This is a genomic window from Bradyrhizobium sp. CCH5-F6, from assembly GCF_001556045.1.
Taxonomy (GTDB): Bacteria; Pseudomonadota; Alphaproteobacteria; order Rhizobiales; family Xanthobacteraceae; genus Bradyrhizobium.
Genome location: NZ_LSIC01000050.1, coordinates 86,034 through 107,190 on the forward strand (window position 1 = coordinate 86,034; position 21,157 = coordinate 107,190).

Here is a 21,157-nt window from a genome sequence, read left to right on the forward strand (position 1 = left end):
CGCGCTACAGGAAGACTAAAAGACCTTCGGCAAGAGCCTCGGTCACGCTTTTCACGACGATTGCTAAGGGCTCCGCCCTCGCGCGAGCAAGGGTGAAGCCCCGAAGCCGGTGCCGGCTGGAGCGGTGTCCCCGGTCTTCCGCGCCCATGAATTTCGAGACGGCATGGCCCTTGGGCGCGTGCAGACGCGCGCTTGATGCGCGCCCCTTCAGGCGGGTGATCCCCCTCCACTCCAGCCGCCCTTGCTCTTGCTACCCCGGTCTCGCCGACGGGCAGGGTTGCAGCGCAGCGCTGCGCTTCAACCCAATCCCTTAAGGAGAAAGACCCATGACTATGATTACCTTGGACCGTAACGAGCAGCCGGTTTCCAGCGGATTTCGCGTGGACTTATCGCGCGGCGAGCGCGTCGGCCGCGTGTCTTCGCAGTGGTTTTCCCGCCCCGATGACGAGCGTTATCTCAGCCTGACCGACCTTCATGACGCTGTCCACCGCCGCGCCGATTGCGCCCAAACCCGGACCGTGGAAAGCCGCGCCGTGCGGGTTGAGGCAAGCCGCGACGATGCGGAGCGGCTCGCCTTGATGGTGCCGGGCCGCAGCGAGCCGGTCCTGCCGACGCATTGGAGCTTTGGGCAGTTGTGCAGCCTTGTCGGCGCCCCGACCTCTTACATGCGGCAGCTTCCTGCGCCGCTCGCCGGGATCAACCTGCAACACGGTCTGCTGTCACATCGCGTAGAGCTATTGAAGACATTGGAAGCCGATGATGGGCGGGTCGAGCTTCGCGCGGTGACTGGACCAGACTACGGGCGTATCTGGGATCATGAACTGACGGCCGCTGTGATGAAGATCGCCGGCAACGGGACTGGCGACACGAGGTGGAAGGTCCCGGGGGTGCTGGATTGGGCGACCATGACCCACAATCCGTTCGTCGACATCACCAAGGAGACGACGACGCTTTACGCCAGCGACCGCGACGTCTTCCTGTTTCTGGTGGACGATACCAACCCGATTGAAGCGGGACGGTTACCCGATGGATCGCCGGATTTGTTTTTCCGGGGGTTTTATTGCTGGAATAGCGAGGTCGGCAGCAAGACGCTAGGCATTGCGAGCTTCTATCTTCGCGCGGTCTGCATGAATCGCAATCTCTGGGGTGTCGAGAATTTCGAGCAAATCACCATCCGGCATTCCAAATTTGCGGCGCAGCGCTTTGCGCACGAGGCAACACCGGCGCTGACGAATTTCGCCAACTCCTCGCCCGCTCACTTCGTCGCAGGTATCAAGTCGGCGCGAGAACGGGTCGTTGCTCGCAACGAAGAGGATCGGGATGGTTTCCTCCGCAAGCGCGGCTTCTCCAAGACGGAGACCGCCAAGATCATTGAAACTGTCCTGCATGAAGAAGGCCGGCCGCCGGAAAGCGTTTTCGATTTCGTGCAGGGGATCACGGCGCTGGCCCGCGGCAGGGCGCATCAGGATGCGCGGCTTGAGCTTGAGGGCAAAGCGAAACGATTGTTGGAGCAGGCCGCCTGAGCACCGCAGAAGCCGTGCAGCCGCTCCCTGGCTGCACGGCAGATGCTCCGCCTGGGGAGAATCTCGAATTTTTCCGCCGATCCGGCTGGCCGGACCGGCGGTTGACGCGTAGCCGCGCCCGCTGCTCGCCGGGCCTGACGGCCCGGCTCGCGAGGAAGAATGGCCCGACCCTTAAGGAGGAATTCTCATTTCAAGAACACGAGCACCACTGCCATGAAGTTTCAGCTTGGCGATGCTGCGGCGATCACTCCTGGTCAAGTCGTTCTCGACGACGTTCCTCAGCGCTGCTCGGAGACGATAAGATTCGTCAATCGGGAATCGTTGTGGGCGGTCTTGCGCAAGATCATCGGCCGCTTGGCGTACCGCTTGCTGTTGGGAAACACGATAACATCCGTTGTCGGAACCTGACCGACGCCGTCCTCCGTCATCAGACGCACCGCCTTCGGCTGAAACGCCCGAGAGATATTGCCTGTTTTCTCGTCGGTGGTCTCGACCATGTCCATCAGGGTGAAGTCGCCGATTGACCGCGAGAGGAATTCGCGTTCATCCGGATCGGTGAGCGGCAGATCGGAGTAGGTGGTGAACTCCGCCGTGTTCAGCAGCGTACGGGCGCCCTCCGCACCGTAGACGTCGATAATCTGGCTGCGGCTTTGCCAGAAGGTCCAGAGCCGAAGATTTTGTCCAGGCAGCTCGCCGGCAGCGATCAGGAGTTCCTTGAAGCGGCCAAGCGTCGCCGCCTCGTCGATGAAGCACACGATCGGCTCTCGAGCCCGGCGTCGCCGGACTGCGGTGAAGAGTTCGCATAGCAACCATCGCGTCAGCGGCGTCAGCGTTTCCATGTCCTCCGCCGGCAACGTGACGAACAGGTCTACGTTGCCGGACGTCACGTCCGACATGGAAAAACTGCTTTCATCGGTCAGACGCTGTAATCTTTCATCGGCGCACCAACTGAAGGCCTGGGCCGCGGTCGACAGAATCGAATCCCGCCCTTTCGGCTCCATAGCGAGCACGGCCTTGGCGGCCGCCGCGGCCACTCCTTTCAAAGGCGCAAGCGCGTTTTCGAAGTGAGGAAGGTTCGACAACAGCCATGCGGCACATTTGGGCGTCGGGCGCTTGATGTCATCCGCGACCAGGAACGCCCCCACGATGACGTCGACCGCGCGGTTCTGAAAGTAAACCGCCTCACCCTGCGCCTGCTCTGGTAGGAGGGAGCGAGCGATCCGCTGCAGATGGAGGATGTCCTTGGAATCGACTTCCGCAAGCGGATTCCACGTGTCCGTCCCACCGACAATGTTGATGGGATCGAGGCAATGCACCGTGCGACCGAGCGCGCGCCGACGGGCGGCGACGGCGCGATAAGCCTCACCTTTCGGATCGATGACAACGGCCGGTCCGCACCAGCCCTTATTGTCGGGTACGGCGAGATTGGGAATCAGCAGCCCCGATGTCTTACCCGTGCGCGGCGGCGCGACAGTGATGAGGCTGCTTTCGGTCGAGACGCGGATCGGCCGACGGGTGTCGGGATCGAGGCCCAGCTCGAGGCCGATCCGCATGCGCGCCCGCTCTTTGCGGCTCGCCCACCGGGCATTGCCGTAGGTGCCGCGCGGGTCGCGCCGAGGTCCGTAGTTCGGCACGAAGCACGCGACGAATGCCAGAAGTGGGCCAGCGACGATCCAGGCGAGAGCGGTCCTACCATATGGCCCAAGCGCCTTGGTCTGGCCGAACGCCATGTCACGGTAGGCGAGAAGCGAATCCAGACCCCAGCTGTTTCGCATCGCGGTGAACCAGACAGAAGGAGGCTGGATCGTGTTTGGCCACAGCGAGGCGTCGAGGCCATGCACCGTGAATTCCGCAACGGGAAAGCCGAACAGGAAGGCCATGATGGTGAGCGGCACGAAGATCTTCCAGAACATTTGATTACTCCTTGCGTGCAAGCCGGCCGTAGGCTTCTGCCAACATGATGGCTTCGAGGTGGCCTTCTGCGGGCGACCACACCCGCAGCCGAACGTCTCCAGCTGTAGTCCGGCCCATCACGACAACTGCCGTGTCGGTCGTCAGCCGACGAAGTTCGGTATGCCCATCCGGCAATGTCCAGATGAGGTCGAGGTCTCGGTCGAAATGAACCGTTGCGTAACCGGTGTTGTGGACCGCGAAGCCGCCGATCATCATGGCGGGGATCGAGATCAGGGTGACCACCACCAAGCCCCGCCAATGGTAGCGCGCGTGCCGCAGTCCGGACCGCAAGGTGGCCCCGATCGCTCGAGGAAACCGGATGTGCCGCCGCGGCAACACGTCCGCGAGCGCGTGCTCCAGAACCTGACGGTCGGAGGGAAGCAGCGCCGGATCCTTCAAGCCCGCCAGCCGCGCGGCGGGATCCGGCAATGCCCGAAGTTCAGCGAGCTTGGCTGCGCTCGCCTGACGCACCTCGCGTTTCGACGCGTCGGCGTCTGCCTTCGCGTCGATGAACCGCTTGCGCAAAGTTTGCAGGCGCTTGCTCATGACGCGAGCCACGTCGCAGCGGGCCGAACCGCTTCCATCACCGCGAGGCGGAACGCCTTGAGGTCGCTCACCATGCGCCGTGCCTCGTTGAAGCCGTACTCCTTCTGGAAGTCGGACGCCTTCAACTGCGGGATGGCATAGAGCCCGGTGGCCTGGAGGAAGCCGAGCGTGCGCGGTTCGAACCCGAACTTCGGCAGCACCGTGACATATGCGCCGTCGGCGACCCGCTTCAGCATCGCGGGATCGACATCGCCCCGCAGCTTGTTCTCGACCACGAAGCGGGCCTTGGCCCAACGCTTCGACGCCGCCAACACCTTGGCGCCGTCGGTCAACGCGGCGGCATCGGCCGTTACCACCACGACCAGCGCCATCTCGATCCCGGTGTCGGCGATACCGGTGACGAACTCATCGTCGAACGAAGCAAGCAGCGATGAGGCGGTGTTGGCGCCGACGTCGATGATGGTCGGCAGCTCGGCGCCGACCATGGCGTTGATCGGCCCGTCGAACTCGGCACGGGCGGCCTGGCCGCCGGTACGGTCGATGGATGCCCGGTCGGCACGCACCGGGAAATGCGAGACACGCTTCGGTCCCTTGGTCTTGCCGTGGTCGTATTCCAGGATTCGCGGCGTGGACTCGAGTTCGATGATCGGCGCGTCGGGCACAGCTTCCGCGACCCCGCGGGTGAGCGTGGACTTACCGACACCGCCGGTCTCCTGGGCAACAAGCAAAAGGCGTGGCATGGGAATGCTCCTGAGGCACTGAATGGCGAGCGCAATCCGGTTGCGGTCAGCCAAGTGGGTGAAGCAGGAGGTCTAGCGAGAAAGGCCGCTCCAGTTTGCAGACCAATTGAAAATGGACTGTGAGGCCGGTCAGCGCTTGCCCAGCAGGTGGGCGTGTTTGGCAAGCTCAGCGCGACGGATCTCGTCCTCGCTGATGGTCTGGCTCGGCAGGCTATCGCCGATCGGTCTGCCCATCTCGGGACTGAGAGAAACCGTTTTCCTGTTAGCCCGGCCGTGCTTTTGAAGGCGTTCCGGCAACCCTTTGACCCGATCTTGCACGGTGGCCTTGCCCTTGAGCTTCTCCGCGCGAGTTCTGATGTTGTGCATTAGCGCCGTCAGCCGTCGCCCCGTAATCGGCTGGCCCTCGCCTTGCGTGACGCCCTGAGCGGCCAGACCGCTGGCAATTTCGGTCCAGGTCGCACCGTCCTCACGGTGCAAGCGCTCAAGCTCGTCGAAATTGCTTCGGATGACCTCGGTCGCGCCTGTCTTGATCTTGCCTATCGGCGAGGCGACGCGAGCAGCTTTGAGCCGCTTCATGTCGCCGCGCAGACGTTTCAGGTCGATATCCATGATGCAGTACGTAGGTGGCGGAAGTTAACGGCGCCACCCGGGGGACACGCAGGGCCACACGTAAGCCGGGATAGGGCCAATTAACCACCAACCGGATCGTGCAAAGTTGAACGATCGCGCGCTTCAAGCTCACGGTCGGCGGGCCCTCTAGGGCCGGCCGGAAGGGCGCCGCCTACGCTTTGCTGAAATCAGTATCCCAGGGGGGAGGAAGCGAGTTGCGGTCCAGCTTGAAGAGCCGGGCCGGGACACCGGTTCTTCAAGCTGGACGGCAGACGGTCGCCACCGTCGTACCAAGATGCTCTTTCTTCGCTTACTCGACGAGGCGGCCTGTCCGATTTCGGGCCCACCCACCTAGCGGGTGGGCCGCGCATGACCACCGAGGTCCGCAGTACGACCACTAACAACCACACGAAGGCCAGAGAAAGTACCATACAGAAGACCACTCAGATTTTGGGCACACCTGTGCATCTCCAACTTCGGAAAAGCCGAATGGGCTCTCAGAAGCCAAGCTGCCTTCAGCCTCGCTGTCAAGCACATGCTTGGACTAAAATGAGATCGACAGGCGGTGGGTGGCGATGACCTCTCCGAGGAGTGCGATTATCGCTTCTGCCGCGTAACGCTTTATTCCGCGCGGTCCGTTGCCAGATAAGCAGTTCGCGTGTCCGATGAAGCATCAGACCAATTGATGCGCCCCGCTCTTGATTTCGACAAACCGCGTCGTCGGGCCGATCACGGCCTCGCAGATGGCCTCCGCGTCGACCGCATCATGCTTGCCGCGCTTGACGTACGTCTTGAACTATCCGCCAGCATCAACCGCACCTCGTGTCCGAGCGCATCAGTTCGCGGCCCAATGATGAGCGGTGCCGCGGGTCTTCACCAACCAATCCGACGGTAACCTTGTCGCGTCAAAACTCGTGAACCTGAAAAACATACCAGGCGAGATCAGTCGATCAGTCCAATGGTCACAGCCGGTGCCGCGGATGGCTTCGTTCAAGCGAATGTGACGAGGCTTTCGGCACATTCGATGCCGGTGACCGCCGCCACCACACCCATCACTGTGGATGGGTCCGCATGGCGGACCTTTTCTGACGTTGCGGCATTCGGTCGTTGCGGCCACCTGTCCGCCTTTGCTCACAGCCTCGTACTGATGGCTGTGCCTCCCAATGGTCCTGTAACCAACATTTCTTGACGTTGGACAGAACCAAGCCGAGGCGCGCCCCAACACCGAGCGCACCTCGCCGTGACTTCTAAGCACTACTTAGGTCAGACCTCATTGACGAGGTCGCGACTTAGGCATCAATGCCCATGCCCACCGCCATGCCCGTGACCACCATCATGTCCATGACCACCATCATGTCCATGGCCGCCGTCATGCCCATGGCCGCCATCATGCCCGTGTCCATGGCCATGCAAAAGGCTGAAGAACTGGTCGTGCACGTCGTCTGCGGAGGCGGTAGTCGGAGCAAGCGCGGCGCCCCCAATCAAGCTTAAAGCTAGAAAAGCGATGATAGTCTTGCGTGACATGAGACATCTCCAGAGTTTCGATTTGATGACCGACATCGTAAGGGAGAAGGCGTCTTCACCACCGTTCTTCCAGCTTGGCCGATGTCGATTTCAACCTAGTGCAGCTCATCGTTCGCCGCTGTGATGAGCATCACACATGGTCTTTTTTGCAAAAGAACGGTCGCTATCCAATCCGGGATGGCGACGGCTGGTTAAAGTAGCCGCGTGACTGCCAAATCGAGAGATGCCGTGGGATGCCGTGCGCGCTTTGAGATTGCGCACGGACGCCTCACCATTCTTCGATCAGTCGTCCGTCGAAACGTCCACATGATGATCGCCAATGGCACGTGTCCGAACGGTGAGCCATCGGATTTCCCGGGCTGCGATCGCCCTCTGTCCTCACGTCGCGGATAAGATTTTCAGCGGCCGCCCAGCGAGCCGATACTCCTGTTGATCGGCCAAACCGACACCCCCCACCTCCTGGCCCATGCGAGACATGGACGCGCGGGAAAAGGCGAGGGCAGCCGTCCGATTGCGATTGTACAAATGCTGGGGGCCGCAGTCCTTCGGCTGGTCGCCATGGCGTACCCAAAAGATGCCATTGAGCACACGACGGTCAATGCCACGCCGGACGCCGCGCAGCTTTTCGGCAGCATCGATTTAATGGCGGTCTAATCGTAATTGCTGTACGGAGCGCACAATACAAGGCTCCCGTTTCGGAGCTTGGAACACCCTCGGGAAGAGCCGGGTGCGGGAAAGCCGCCCACCCGGCGCTGTAGGGTAAAGCCGAATGGCCAAGCTACTCGAACATGGTCATAGGCTTTTGGAAAAAAGTGCGCCTCGGTAGGCCGGCGACTGAAGCCGGATCAGGGATGCACTGGCCGGCAGTCGTGACGCAACAGTGCAACGATCGATACCTCGATCGTCCTCGTGGAGCCTGCATCGCCCAGTACAATCAGCGAAATGTCGGTCGCTCACGAGGTCTTCTGACAAGCAAGAATTCATGCGGTGGCGAACAGCAATGGCCTGCCGGTGTATCGCGCACTCTCGCCCCCAAAAGAGGCGCGACAATCGTTTCCCGGTTCTTCACAACACTTTGCTTCCCCAAACGATGTTACTCGCAGATCACGGATATGGCGCGATTCGATCAGGGAGTTCGCTTGCGGACAAGGCACGTGGTGCAATACTCCGCGTCGACGGAATCGCAAAAACCCGACCCGCTTCAGCCCGCTTCCATTGCGCTCGCAACTTGATCGGACAAAATTAGGAATTCGACGTGCCGCGACCAGTTACGACAAGCTCGTTGCCAGTTATCGGGCGTTCATCAAACTAGCACCAGCGACGGATTTGGCTGCCTGCAAAGAGATCTAATCTGGAGAGATTCTAAGTCCCTGATTTGATCGATTCAAATCTGACAAGAAGCGTGATCGCATTGACCGATTTCGTCCCGCTCGATACGAGGAGCGTAGGGTTGCTCCCATGCGGACGATCAAAGGGAATATGCGGGGCGTAAGATGGGAACAGCGAAGGCTCCGCGGTCATTGCGTTTGACTGCGGCGGGTAGCAATGTTGGCGCAGCTTTCGAGGTCGAATCCGGCAAGCCAGTCTCGGCCGTCGCCGGCCTAATTGCGATGGCCTCGCTCTCAAGCGGAGCACACGCGCAACAAACCAGCTTACCGCCCGTCACCGTGGACGCCCCCGTCGAACGGCCGCGACCCACGGCAAGCAAACCTTCGCCGGAACAGGTTCGCGCGCGTAATGCGCTCCGGCATGCCGCTCAGCGCCAGCAGACAGTGCAAGCACCGGTACCGTTTCCCAATGCCGGCGGCCTTGCCGCGGACCGCAATCCCTATGCCGATCCAATCGCCCCCTACAAGATCGACCGAGTCCAGGCGTCCGGCAAATTTCCAGAACCCATCCTCAACACGCCAAAGACGGTGACGGTGCTGAGCAAGGAAGTGCTGGAGGACAAGAACGCCACCACGCTGAAGCAAGCGATCCTGAGCACGGCTGGCGTGACGCTCGGCACGGGCGAGGGCGGCAACGCCTTCGGGGATCGTTTCTTCATCCGCGGCTTCGATGCGCGCAACGACATCTTCATCGACGGTGTGCGTGACCCTGGCGTCAGCGTGCGCGAAAACTTCTTCACCGAGCAGGTCGAGATTCTGCGCGGACCCGGCTCGTCCTTTGCCGGCCGCGGTACGACGGGCGGCGCGATCAACATCGTCACCAAGCAGGCGACGACGGAGAATAGCTTCTACAACATGGAAACCACGTTTGGCACCGACAAGACCAAGCGGGTGGTGCTCGACGTCAACCAGGTGATCAGCCCGACCCTCGCCGTGCGAGCCGGCGGCCTGTTCCAGGATGCCGGCGTCGCCGGCCGAGATTTCGTCAGCGATGACAGGGGCGGTGGCTTCGTGACTGGCAAATGGACGCCAACCGATGCCGTGAAAGTCACGGCGGGCTACATCCACACCGACCTGCACGGATTGCCCGACTTCGGCGTGCCCTATTATCGGCCGAGCACGGCCAGCACCGCAGGCGGGCCCTTCCCAGACTTCGGGGTCAACCGCAACAACTGGTACGGTTTCGTCAATCGCGACTTCTTCCAGGTCAAGCAGGACATCGCAACCATCAACACGGAGGTGCAGGTTACGCCCGATCTGCAGGTCAGCAACAAGACGAGGGAGTCGCAGTCGCTGCTGAACTACATCGGCACCCTGCCGGAGGCGCCGCTGATCGCCAATCCGCTGTCGGCCTCGACGCTGACGGCCAATCCGCAAAGCCGGTATCAGGTCACCAATGTGTTGGCCAATCAGACCGAGGCTACCTACAAGTTTGCGACCGAAGGCTGGCACCACACGGCGCTTGCGGGCGTCGAGGTTTCGCAGGAAACCGCCAAGATCGACAAATATACGGGATTGAGCTCTGAAGCGCTGGGCGGTGCGCCAGCGAGCGGTTCGGTCCCGGGTGTGAGCGTCTTCAATCCTCAATACACGTTTCTGCCATTCGGTACTCCGTCATTGGCCGGTTTCCCAACCAAGCTCGGCATCGACACGACGAGCGCGTACCTGCTCGACACGGCGAACTTCAACGATCTTGTCATTCTTAACGGCGGCATTCGCTACGATGACTACAAAATCAAGGTGAACGGCTACGGGACCGTCAACGGCGTTTCAAACGTCTTTGGGCAGCAGGAACAGCACTATGGACTGCCGAACTTCAATCTTGGCATGGTGCTCAAGCCGATGCCGGTCGCCAGCGTATATGCGGCCTACGCGACTTCATCAAATCCGGTCGGTGCCGAATTCGACGGGACGAGCGCCCAATATGGCGGCCTGGCGCCGACGCTGAACGGCAATGCCAACCAGATCTTCGGACCGGAGAAGAACAAGGCGATCGAAATTGGTACCAAATGGGAGTTGTTTGACCGGCATCTGCTTCTGACCGCGGCAGTATTCCAGACCGAGAAGGAAAACGCGCGCGAGTCGCGTAACATCACGCCTGCGACCGCGACCGCAAGCTGTCCTTATCCGACCGGTTCGACCGGCACGGTGTCCTGCATCAGCGCCGGGGCGGCTTATCGGATCCGCGGCGTCGATCTGGAAGCCGGCGGTAAAATCACGGACAAATGGAGCGTGTTCGGCGGTCTCGTGCTGATGCAGTCGGAGGTGACGAAGTCATTGATCCCGCCGGCAAACACGACACTCTACGCAAGCAATGTCGGTTTGCCGCTTGCCAACGTCGCGCACCAATCCTTCAGTCTGCTGACCAAATATCAGCTCACGGATATCTGGGAGCTCGGCGGACAGGCAGTGTACCGCTCGAAGATCTACGGCGGCACGTTCCTTGCCGCGAACCAGGGTGCCTCGCTGCCGAGCTATTGGCGGTTCGATGCCTTTGCCGAGGCGAAGGTGAACAAGAATTGGACGGTGAAGCTATTCGTGAACAATATCTTCGACAAGCGCTACTATGACGCTCTGTACCAGAGCGCGGCGCCTTTTGTCCTGGAAGCACCTGGGCGTGCCGCCTACCTGGTCGTCTCCGCGCGATACTAATTTGATCGTTGGGGCAATATGCCGCGGGGAGGTGCATTTACCGAAAATTAACCATGCAGTCGGCAAATTCTGCCTACCCTTGGAGAATTGCCGATGGCAATCAGTGACATCTCGACGCTCTCCGTGCTCCGCACGAAAATGCAATGGCATCAAGAACGCCAACGCGTGTTGGCCCAGAACGTCGCAAATTCGGATACGCCGCGGTTCAAGCCTCTGGATCTCGTTGAGCCAAAATTCGACGGTGCTGGCCGTCCTTCTGGCGTTTCCGGGGCCTCTCTCCTGATGGTACAAACCAGCCCGGGCCATCTGGCATCGAGCTCCACGTCGTCGTCAAGCCCCAGTGCCAGAGCGGGATATCAAACTCGTCCAGCCGGGAACGCGGTCAGCCTTGAGGAAGAAATGATGAAATCTTCCCAAAATCAGATGGACTACGCGGCGGCAACCTCATTGTATACCAAAAACTTGAATCTCCTTAAGACTGCGATAGGGAAACGCTAAGGGGGATCGAGCTTTTCGCCTACTGCTTATCCCTTTCAAGTTTTGCGCCGTGGCTTGGACGGATCCCGGCGAGGATCGAGTATTGCTCGGCAGAAGGTCTGCTTCCTTTAGGTCTGTGTCGATAAAAGCTAATTTAGTCCGAGAGAACTGGATGAAGGTCCCGGCGCGTCATCGCCACGGGATGCAAGAAGCGCCGAATGGAGGAAGCAATATCAAATCGAAATCAGATTTTCAGCGTAAGGTTGGCTGAGCCGCGCGATGGAAGCGCGATAGCGGCGCTCAAGTATGCATTGCAGGTTGAAGAGGGCAACAGGCATACTATTGCGCCGAATGCTGAACTATGGATCGAGCGCTTGTTCGGACCTGATCGGCAATTTGAAGCGCTGGTCGCGGAGCACAACTCTCGCATGGTCGGCACCCTCCTCTTTAGTTTGAAATACTACACCGGCTGGCCAGAGCCTGCGGTGTACGTGCAAGACCTGTTTGTTGAATCGGCGTTTCGGAGAAGGGGCATCGCACTTCAGCTGCTCTGTCATCTGGCAGCTTACGCCAAACGTCAAAATGTCGCGCACATTGAGTTGGTTGTTCACCCGCAAAATCCGGCACGGCACCTGTACGAATATGCAGGCTTTGTCGGCGTCGAAGAAGCGCTCACATATGTGGGTGGGCGAGCAATGATCTCTGAATTGGCTGAGCGAAGAACTGACGATAGCGCTGAAAGCACGGACCGCGCAACCCATGCCGGATGAGCGCGAACAGGCTTTCTTCGGCAAGCACCGTCCGCTGCGCTCTGTAGCTCGTCCGCATCTGGGCGGCGGAGCGCAGTCTGGTCAGCCCGGCTCGCGGTCAGAGTTACGAATTACGCTCGAGGTCGCCGATCATTGAAGGACGCCGTTCCTCAGGAGGGCGTGAGGACGGGCTAAAAAAGTTGGTGACGGCATCAGGGGTCAGGCGGCTATCGTGGGTGCTGGTTCGACTCCATTTCTCCACCGCAGGAGTGGTACCCCGAACACTAGTGTTTTCTAACTCTCCCAGCCAGGAGCTTTGCCGCTCCGCTGATCGATTTCCTGCGCGCTGGTGCATGGCGGCTTCTCGCAACGCCGTCGAGTTCATCTCTCGTTTTGATGCAGTGAGGGATGGGAAACTTGCCGACGAGCGGGCCACGTGGCGCGGCATGCGTACCGCGCCGGCGCGAACAACAATCCAGAGCGGCACCGGGACGGCCAAGGGGCCAAGGTGACTCGGGCGAAGACACGCGATCATGGAGCGGCTACTGATGCGGGCAAATCCGATCCAGCTCGGCAGCCTGCCGCTGTGGCAACTCGCTACCAATCCCCATTAATCACCGAAGGCTCTGCTCGGCAATTATAGCGCACCCCGGCAATTATGTCCGGGATCACCGATCGTCCTTGTTCATGTAGGCCAATGATTTGTCTACGCTATCTGCATTGGCACGATGTTTGCGAAGCTCCATTTGATAGGCGGCGAACATATATCGGATGCCGCCGAGCCCGAATGTGGAGACGACGTTGATCGCAGCGCGCGAAAGAGGCAGTACCAACGGGACCGACAGGGCGATCGGAGCGACATCTCGAAGCTGCAAAGGAAGTCGATCGGGAGCTGACCGACTGCGAGCATCTCCTCAGGTGCGCGTTGATCGTGATCCAGCACGCCTATTCCGGCAACACCAAAGTGATCACTACGACGAATTTGATGGCGATGTATCTCCTGACCACCCTGCGCCGATCTTTCGCGCGCAACGTAACCGAAGGCGGGAACTGATATGGGTTTGAGTTCGTCCCTCGCCAGTGCGATGAGCGGCCTGCGTGCCAACCAGGCCGCGCTGTCGATCGTCTCGTCTAACGTCGCCAATTCGCAGACGCCGGGCTACGTCGCCCAGTCGCCCAACCAGATCGAGGTCACCACCGGCACCTTCGGCTCGACGGTCATGACGACCGGCGTCAGCCGCGACCTCGACACTTACGTTCTGGGCCAGCTGCGCACCGAGACGGGCGGTGCCGGCTATGCCGACCAGATGGCCAACATTCTGAAGCAGCTCCAGAACGTCTACGGCAATCCGGGCGGCAGCGGCACGCTCGAAACCGCGCTGAACAATTTCACGAGCTCGTTGCAGGCGCTGTCGACGAGCGCGGGTGCGTCCTCGGCGCAGACCGTCGCCGTCGCGGCGGCGCGGGCGCTGGCGCAGCAACTCAACGTCACCACCAAGGGCATCCAGTCGCTGCGCAGCAACGCCGAGCAGGATCTCGGCACCTCGGCGCAGCAGGCGAACGCGGCGATGCAGCAGATCGCGGACATCAACACCAAGCTGCAGGGGCTGGCCGCAAGCGACCCGTCGGCGGCAACGCTGATGGACCAGCGCGACCAGGCCATCAACACGCTGTCCAAATATGTCGACGTCCGCGTCACCACCGACGGATCGAACCAGGCGAACGTCTACACCAATACCGGCATCCAGCTCGTCGGCGCGGGGCTCGCCTCGAAGTTCTCCTACGCATCGGCCGGCGCGCTGACGGCGCAGTCGCTTTATGATTCCAATCCGGCCAAGTCAGGCGTCGGCGCCTTCAACATCAACATGCCGAACGGCTCCTCGATCGACGTCGTCGCTAACAACGCGGTCTCTTCCGGCCAGATCGCGGCCGACCTCAAGCTGCGCGACCAGACCCTGGTGCAGGCGCAAACCCAGGTCGACCAGCTCGCCGCGTCGATGGCGAGCGCATTGTCCGACAAGACCACCGCGGGCACCGCGATCGCGGGTCCGCCGTCCGGCTTCGCGGTCGATATATCGGGCGCGCAGCCCGGCAATTCGGTCAACCTGACCTACACCGACACCGCGACCAATGCCCAGCGCGAGATCACCATCGTCAACGTGACCGATCCGGCAGCGCTGCCGCTGCAGAACACCACCAATGCAAATCCGTTCAAGGTCGGCGTGGACTTCTCCGCGCCGATGGCTTCGATCCTATCGACCCTCAACACCGCCCTCGGCAGCAGCGCCAGCCTCACCTTCTCCGGCAGCGGCTCGACGCTGCGGGTCACCGACAACGGCATTGGCGCGAGCAAAGTCAATGCTGCCTCGGTGACCAAGACGATCTCATCGCTGCAGTCGGGCAACCCGCAGATGGCATTGTTCACCGACGGCAGCGCGCTCTATACCGGCGCTATCACATCGTCGGGATTGCAGATGACCGGCCTTGCCGGCCGTATCGGGGTGAACGGGGCTGTGGTCACGAACCCGAGCAAGATCTCGGTCTACAACACCTCGCCGGCGACGCCGGCAGGCGACACCACGCGCTCGGATTTCCTGTATTCGCAACTCACTACGTCGGTGTTTTCTTATTCCCCGACGACGGGACTGGGCTCGGCGAGCCAGCCGTTCACCGGAACGGTGTCAAACTATCTACAGCAGTTCCTGAGCATCCAGAGTAACGCGTCGACCCAGGCCACGCAATTACAGCAGGGCCAGAGCGTCGTCGTCTCGACGCTGCAGGCGAAATTCAATTCGACCTCCAGCGTCAACCTCGACGCTGAAATGTCGAATTTGATCCAACTCCAGAATGCATACGCCGCCAACGCGCGCATCATGTCTGCGGTGCAAAGCATGATGGATACCTTGATCAAAGCTCAAACGTAAGCGGAACTAGACGAGTGCTCCGTTTGACCGCCGAATATCAGCTCAAACTGCCGCGCGTCGTGGTCCTTTCGCCCGCCGGGTCGGTCGAGGCAAGATGGCTCCCCAAGGCACCCGATGTATGCCGCCTGGCGGACGATTAAACCAAGTATAGCCTAGATCGGCCCTGGATGGTTGAAGTTCGCCGACGCGTTCCGCCGAGCCCTGATCGCCATCTTCGGTGCGCAACACTTTGATCTAGTCGCCCGATTCATTCAGAGTGATGGGTAGAGATGCTTGAGTTTGATACGGGCATTTGGGGTTGAGAATTGCCAATTGGCCTTGGTGTGGTTGGCATTGCGGTCGTGCTCCCATGCGGAGATTTCCTCGACGAGGGTCTGTTTATCGACAATCCGACGGTCGAGGCACTGGGATGTGAGGACGCCGAGTTCGGACTCTGCCAGATCAAGCCAACTACCGTGCTTTGGAGTGTAGTGCCATTCGAAGCGCTCGACCAGTCGCCTGGCCTCGGCGGCTGGAAACGCTTCGTAGAGTGACCCCTTGCCGTGGATGTTGAGATTATCCTGGACCAGTACGACGGTCTTGGCGTTGGCGAAGTAGCGATCGGCCAATTCTTTCAAGACGTGAGCGTAGTCCACGGCGGTATGGCGATCGGTGACCTTGACGTGGCGCCAGCCTTCGAGCGGCGCAAACATCATGAAGATGTTGGCGGTGCCGTTGCGCTCGTACTCGTAATCGCAGCGGGCCGGGCGTCCCCGCTTCATCGGGATCGGCAGGCGCGTCTCGGCAAGGAACTGCTTGGAGGTCTCGTCCAGGCACACCAGAGGGTAATCGGGATCGCGTGGCCGCGTGTAGACCGCCAGCACATCTTCCATGGCGGCTACGAACGCGCCGTTGGCCTTCGGCGGGATGACCCAGCACTGCTGGCGATGGGGCTGGAGAATGTTTTTTTTAGTGCCCGCCCAATCGTCGAGTCGCTGGCGCGATCGACAATTTGCAGTTCCACGACCTTTTTCTCCAACAGCCGCAAGGTCCAGCGCGCGCGTCCCTTGGGAGGTTTGGAACAAGCCAGCGCAATCAGTTTGGCTTCTTTCTCGCCGTCAAAAATCCGTGCAACCGCCGGTGTCGCCCGTTGCTTGCGGCTCAACACAGCCTCGAAGCCTTCTTCCACCAGTTGCTTCCGGACCCGGTAAACCATCGATGCGCTGGTCTCCAGCGCCTTGATGATCCGGTTGTCGCTCCAGCCTTCGCCGGCTTCGGAAATGTCAGCCTTCAACAATATCCGCGCCTTCAGCAAGCGCTGCGCCGCGCTCTTGCCTTTGCTAATCAGCGTCTCGAGTTGCTCGCGTTCCTCACCGCTCAGCCGCACAACATACTTCTTTACCGAAATCTCCTTGGCAGCCATGATCCGCTCCGTCGCTTGCCTCGCGACCGAATCGAATCATAAAACCCTCGTCCTTGCAAATTGATTGAAGCGAGCGACTAGATCAAAGGTCGCGTCGGATTCGCGTCGACAATGTCAGAATGAAGCTGTTGACCGAAGAGCGTTCGGGTGAAAACACCTCCACCGCTAAGCCGCCCCGTTGCGAGGAGGCACGGCGGACGATCGAGGAGTATGCCGACGATCTGCGGGAGATCATCAAGAAGCTTCGCAGAAAGATGAACTGACCCCGCGTGAGGACGCGCCCAGAAGAAGCGCCACGATTCTTTCGCAACCTACAATTCTAATAGGGCCTCTCGCCAGCTTCCAAGGTGTCCGGGTCTTTCGGGTCGGAGGCAAGAAGATGTCAATCCGTTTCAGGTGCTTTGCTTGGCTCGGACCATGCCGCAGCTCCGCTTACGCGTTTTTTGCTGGAGGTTGCCGCTCACATCGGCCCGTGCGAGCATCCGGTCGGCATCCGCTTCGACCAGCACTGGCCCGGCGTAGCGGCCAGCATGCTCGAAGGCCTCGACGAAATCCTGGCTGTCGTCCGGTTGAAGCTGCGAAGGAGCTTCGTCGATCGCTCGCCTGTACCAACATCGACCAGAACATGATGGGCCCCATCGCCCCGTCACGCGCACCGTCAAACGCTGGCGGGATGCAGGTATGGCCTTGCGATGGGTGGCGGCCAACAAGGGCTTCCGAGGTTGAAGGCGCCGCACAAGTAATTGTCGCTTCTGCGTGCGGTCCTTCAAGCTCGCTACAATCGCACGACGATCAAGCACGTTGGTAAGCGCTAAGCCGGTACCCTCGGTTCGACGTTAGATTAGACGTGCGAAGAAGCCTCCGGATTGAAACGGAGGCCTAGGATGGGATTGGACGGCAAAAAGGACGTCCATTTAGACAGCTCGTCAATTGGAGCGGTCAGCCGGCTTGAGGTGCTTGAGGGCCCGTCCGGACGTCGTGTGCGTTCGGAGGCCGAGCGGGCTCGGATCATTGCGGAAAGCCTGCTGCCCGGTGCTCAGGTGGCGGAGGTGGCTCGCAGGCACGGCGCGACTCGTTGGCAGATTTACGATTGGCGGCGACGCTTTCGGCAGCGAGGCGAATTGCCGTCGTGCGAGGCTTCGCGGCCGCAGTTCGCGCCGCTGGTTGTGGAAGCGCCAATAGAGGAGCGTCGCGTTTCGGCGGGCGAGCTTGAGATTACGATTGGCGACGTCGTTGTGCGGACGGAAGCGGCCATTGACGGTGAGCAACTGTCTCGGTTGATCCGCGCGGTGCGAGCGTCACGATGATCACGGCCGGTGCTGATCTGAAGATCTACATCGCGACGCGGCCCGTCGACTTCCGCTGTGGGCATAATGGGCTTGCTGCGAAGGTCCAGGAGATGCTTGGCCTCGATCCGTTCTTATGTGTCGGACGAGATTATGTGGCGGAGGCGCCGTAACGCCAGCCAGGGCCGGCCACGGCTAGATTCCTCCGCCACATAATATTTCGTGCCTCTCGTGCGGATGCGGGATCCCCCTGCGCCGTAACGCCGGAGGGGCACAATGCTCGAGTTCTATTTTTCGTACCGCGGGGTGCTTAGGCGCCTTCGTAGCGGGGTGCTTGGCGCCGAGATGGATCGCATCGCGGGGCACGCACATTGCGGTTCAGGACCGATCGGCGAAGCTATCGTCGATAGCTGTCTATGCACATTCACCACTGACTCACCGCGGATTGCGGCAGTGTCTGCGCTCCAACACGAGCGACGGGTGGCGCCCGAACGATTCATTGCTTCGACGCCCATTGTAGTCGATGATCCGGACGCTCCGCTTTTGAGCTCCTTTTCTGACTATCTGAGCAGGGTACGAGGCCTTGAGCCAAGGTCCCGCGATGGCGTTCTCTTGGGCGCACGGCGCTTTCTGGATTGGCTCCGCCATCGCCATCCTGGCCAAGACCTCGAGACGTTGACGGCGGAGCATGTCCTTGCCGCCGTCGAGTATCGGCTGTCGCTCTCGGCGAGCTCCGGCACTCGCACGGCGGCGACTTCTCAAATCCGAACGTTTCTCCGCTTTCTGCATTGGGGTGGCCACCACGAGCAGGATCTGGCTCTCCTCGCCATCGCGGCTGAGCGCGCCTTCCTCGACGGAGGCGTGGCATGAGTGAACACCTCCTGCTGGCGCCACTCCTGGAGTCGTACTTTCGTCGCCGGTTGACCAAGCAGCGCAACGCCACCTCCGCGACCTTGGCCAGCTATCGCGACGGCTTGCGCATGCTGATCCTCTTTGCCGCCGCCCGTAGGGGGAAGAAGCCGGCGGCGCTCGCCCTTGAGGATCTCGATCGGGACCTTGTTCTCGCCTTTCTCGATGAGAAGCGGAACAACTCCGTCGCAACGCGCAAGGCCCGGCTTGCCGCGATCCGATCCTTCTTCCATCACGTCGCCGCCGCCGATCCCGCCTCCTTCGGCGTCGCCCAACAGGTTCTGACGATCCCCACTAAACGGGCGCACATCCGTGATCACTTCCAGCCGGCGCGCCGTCACGTCCGACTTAAGCGTATGGTCAAGCATAGACACAAGCCGATCCCTTCAAAGAGATCGTGAAACTCGCCTATCCCATGTGCCGCGAGAAGGTGGGAGCGGAACGACGCTTACCTTTAAATTGCGGCTTATTGTCAAGCTTTACATTTCTGAACTTGCCCATGGCACAGTGGTAGCGCTCGTGTCCCAAGGATGCCTCCGGCACACAATTGGCTTCGTCTCAGCAAAGTTGGTCCCAGATCCAGAGGTGACGCCTGATCCGATCAGGCCAGCGAGTAGCGGCGCAATTGAGATCGAGTTTTGCTCTTGGAGCTCGTATGCGGATCACGGCGCAGTCAATGCGTGAACAGTGAAGGCGGCTATCGCGGCCTTGGCGGACGGACGAACGCGATGATCCCGCTTCCCAGCGGCGCAGGGTCTGGATCGCAATCGGCCACAGGGACATGCGCCGCGGCATGCAAAGCCTGGTGCTGGCAGTTCAGGAGAACCTCAAGCGCGATCCTCATGCTAAATCTCAACATCTTCCGCGGTCGCCGCGGCGATCCGGTCAAGATCCTTCGGCATGACGGCTTGCGGGCCTGAATCGTGACAAGCTCGTAAGGCCTTCGACGTCGGACAGTGTGGTATCGATCTCACTGGCGTAGATAGCTCACATGACTCGAGGGCATCGTCAGCTCCCCGATCTTGGCGTGCAGCGCTTTCACGTCCACGGCAGGCTCGCTCATTCTGTTGCCTCCGCCAGAACCGAACACATCGGCAGCCTTGCTTTCAAGCTGAGCCTTCCACGCCGCGATCTAATTGGGGTGGACGTCGAACTGCTCGGCAGGCTGAGCCAGCGTTCGATCGCCCTTCACGGCGGCCAGCGCCACCTTCGCCTTGAAGGCCGGTGCGTGGTTCCGGCGCGTTCTTCTGCCCATTGCCGCTCCCGATTCGCAGGCATAGCGTGCCCGCTGTCAGGCAGAAACTCCACTTATCGCCCCTGTGCAGAATTATAGCTCCTGCATGCCTCAATCCATTGTATCACGCGCTGAATTTTTGGGAATGTCGTTATCGTAAAACAGCTTTCGCTGATTCGCATCCCGATGTTCCTGCGAGGAGATATGCCGGCTAAGGTTCAACGCGATAACAAGCCCAATAGGGCACGTGCTGGCCGACGATGGTCGCCTGACGAGGAGGCGCGTCTCGTTGCTTTGGCCGAGAAGGGCTATAACTCGGCAGCTATCGCTGCGATCTTAACGAGAACTTTTTCCAGCGTGCAAAATCGGCTCAGACAACTCGGGCGCTCAACCGCTGAACCTGATGATCCAAAGGAGCCAAAACGAGATCAACGGCCAATGGACCTCAGCTGCGGCGCGGTCTCTAACGGGGGGCGCGCAGTAGTCGAATCGATTTGGGGGGCAATTCGGGATGATAGCGCCATTGTCAACCGGCGCGAGCCTTCGCGACTGAGTAGCGAGGTTCAGTCCGTCATCGGTGCAATAGTGCGGGAGGCGATCATCAGCACAGATGCTAAGAATGGATTGGCCAGAGTCGCTATCTCGCGTGTGCGCGCCGAGACGGTCGGCGTCGGATCCGGCGTATTCCGTAATTTACTGCAGGCTCTAGAACGACAACGCTTCCTGCAAAGGTCCCTCGGCTATCCTGACACCCTTAAGATCGATAGTGCGCTTGCAAAAAATGGAAGGGTGAGCTTTCTGCGAGCAATGCCGAGGTTGTTGGAACTTTGCGCTCGCTTCGATATACGGACGGACAATATTGCCACACATTTTCCCTCGCTTGGTCAACCGTTTCGCTGCGCTTAATTCCTTTTCGAGTTCAAGCTCATGCCTCTATCCCGCGGACCCTTTCACTCCCAAAAATTCGGATCGACGACTTTTGCCCCAATTGGGGAGGACGGGTCGGAATAACTCAGCGTTCCGTGATATTTACGCAACATTTGCCCGCAAAATGCTAGCCGACGTCCAGTGACACGCTGTCTACTGTTGCGCGATCATCAACCTTCGTCTCTTATCAATTTGCGACGGAGGGGGGCATCCCAAGGTCGTCCCGTTTTAGGTGGTTCGCTTAAGTCCCTCGCGTTCATGCGGGTGTGTCCGAAGGCGCGAAGCGACTAAGCGGTGAGTTAAGGGACAAGGGA

At 60.4% G+C, this 21,157-nt stretch carries 15 protein-coding genes and 4 pseudogenes; 11 read left to right on the top strand and 8 right to left on the bottom strand.

All coding sequences use genetic code 11. The features are described 5' to 3' along the window. Positions 1-332 precede the first annotated feature (332 nt). Positions 333-1,523, top strand: coding sequence for a DUF932 domain-containing protein (locus tag AX729_RS08835; RefSeq protein ID WP_197433559.1), 1,191 nt, complete (start codon positions 333-335; stop codon positions 1,521-1,523). Positions 1,524-1,801: 278 nt separating this feature from the next. On the opposite strand, the gene AX729_RS08840 is transcribed toward AX729_RS08835, so the two are convergent. The 6 genes and pseudogenes from AX729_RS08840 to AX729_RS41740 form a co-directional block, all read right to left on the bottom strand. After that, positions 1,802-3,436: a type IV secretory system conjugative DNA transfer family protein gene (locus AX729_RS08840; RefSeq protein ID WP_061022090.1), complete on the bottom strand. Its 1,635-nt coding sequence runs from the start codon at positions 3,434-3,436 to the stop codon at positions 1,802-1,804. A gap of 4 nt (positions 3,437-3,440) precedes the next feature. Continuing rightward, a complete protein-coding gene (locus AX729_RS08845; protein ID WP_061022091.1) occupies positions 3,441-4,022 on the bottom strand; it encodes a hypothetical protein in 582 nt (193 codons plus the stop codon). Further along, entirely contained in the window at positions 4,019-4,762 is a 744-nt protein-coding gene (locus tag AX729_RS08850) for a P-loop NTPase family protein (RefSeq protein WP_061022094.1), read from the bottom strand. The genes AX729_RS08845 and AX729_RS08850 overlap by 4 nt, the downstream gene beginning before the upstream one ends. 129 nt (positions 4,763-4,891) lie before the next feature. Then, the gene (locus tag AX729_RS08855) at positions 4,892-5,371 is read right to left on the bottom strand and encodes a hypothetical protein (RefSeq protein ID WP_061022096.1); all 480 of its coding nucleotides are present in this window, start codon (positions 5,369-5,371) and stop codon (positions 4,892-4,894) included. A gap of 608 nt (positions 5,372-5,979) precedes the next feature. Next, positions 5,980-6,236 (bottom strand): annotated as a pseudogene (locus tag AX729_RS41735) (IS110 family transposase); the annotation flags it as partial. 1,172 nt (positions 6,237-7,408) lie between these two features. Continuing rightward, positions 7,409-7,530, bottom strand: a pseudogene (locus tag AX729_RS41740) (IS5/IS1182 family transposase); the annotation flags it as partial. A gap of 858 nt (positions 7,531-8,388) precedes the next feature. On the opposite strand from AX729_RS41740, the gene AX729_RS08865 reads away from it, so the two are divergent. From AX729_RS08865 to flgK, 4 genes are all read left to right on the top strand, one after another. Continuing rightward, complete coding sequence (locus AX729_RS08865; protein ID WP_061022099.1) at positions 8,389-10,935, top strand: TonB-dependent receptor; 2,547 nt, start codon at positions 8,389-8,391, stop codon at positions 10,933-10,935. A 93-nt stretch (positions 10,936-11,028) separates the two neighbouring features. Next, positions 11,029-11,433 carry a flagellar basal body rod protein FlgB gene (gene flgB, locus AX729_RS08870; protein WP_061022102.1) on the top strand — a complete coding sequence of 135 codons (405 nt, stop codon included), beginning with the start codon at positions 11,029-11,031 and terminating at the stop codon, positions 11,431-11,433. Positions 11,434-11,630: 197 nt separating this feature from the next. Further along, a complete protein-coding gene (locus tag AX729_RS08875; RefSeq protein WP_061022104.1) occupies positions 11,631-12,182 on the top strand; it encodes a GNAT family N-acetyltransferase in 552 nt (183 codons plus the stop codon). Positions 12,183-13,216: 1,034 nt separating this feature from the next. Then, positions 13,217-15,085, top strand: a complete 1,869-nt coding sequence (gene flgK / locus AX729_RS08885) for a flagellar hook-associated protein FlgK (protein WP_061022107.1) — start codon at positions 13,217-13,219, stop codon at positions 15,083-15,085. A gap of 251 nt (positions 15,086-15,336) precedes the next feature. Here the strand turns inward: flgK and AX729_RS38475 are convergent. Beyond that, a protein-coding gene (locus AX729_RS38475) for an IS630 family transposase (RefSeq protein ID WP_245325096.1) occupies positions 15,337-16,487 on the bottom strand; the annotation gives its coding sequence in 2 pieces (ribosomal slippage) (positions 15,337-16,025 and positions 16,025-16,487; 1,152 coding nt in all). A gap of 119 nt (positions 16,488-16,606) precedes the next feature. Here AX729_RS38475 and AX729_RS40415 point away from each other — a divergent pair. The 6 genes and pseudogenes from AX729_RS40415 (at position 16,607) to AX729_RS41745 (ending at position 19,586) form a co-directional block, all read left to right on the top strand. Beyond that, positions 16,607-16,750, top strand: a complete 144-nt coding sequence (locus AX729_RS40415; RefSeq protein WP_197433558.1) for a hypothetical protein — start codon at positions 16,607-16,609, stop codon at positions 16,748-16,750. A gap of 231 nt (positions 16,751-16,981) precedes the next feature. Continuing rightward, positions 16,982-17,302: pseudogene (locus AX729_RS38480) on the top strand (IS256 family transposase); the annotation flags it as partial. A gap of 69 nt (positions 17,303-17,371) precedes the next feature. Next, a complete protein-coding gene (tnpA, locus tag AX729_RS38485; protein ID WP_082770383.1) occupies positions 17,372-17,794 on the top strand; it encodes an IS66-like element accessory protein TnpA in 423 nt (140 codons plus the stop codon). After that, positions 17,791-17,946, top strand: coding sequence for an IS66 family insertion sequence element accessory protein TnpB (gene tnpB, locus AX729_RS08910; protein ID WP_061022118.1), 156 nt, complete (start codon positions 17,791-17,793; stop codon positions 17,944-17,946). Before tnpA ends, tnpB begins: the two co-directional genes overlap by 4 nt. Positions 17,947-18,693: 747 nt before the next feature. Next, a complete protein-coding gene (locus tag AX729_RS08920; RefSeq protein WP_245325097.1) occupies positions 18,694-19,083 on the top strand; it encodes a site-specific integrase in 390 nt (129 codons plus the stop codon). Between the two features lie 359 nt (positions 19,084-19,442). Beyond that, positions 19,443-19,586, top strand: coding sequence for a hypothetical protein (locus AX729_RS41745; RefSeq protein WP_502686904.1), 144 nt, complete (start codon positions 19,443-19,445; stop codon positions 19,584-19,586). A 99-nt stretch (positions 19,587-19,685) separates the two neighbouring features. Here AX729_RS41745 and AX729_RS08925 read toward each other — a convergent pair. Further along, positions 19,686-19,937 (bottom strand): annotated as a pseudogene (locus AX729_RS08925) (transposase); the annotation flags it as partial. Positions 19,938-21,157 lie beyond the last annotated feature (1,220 nt).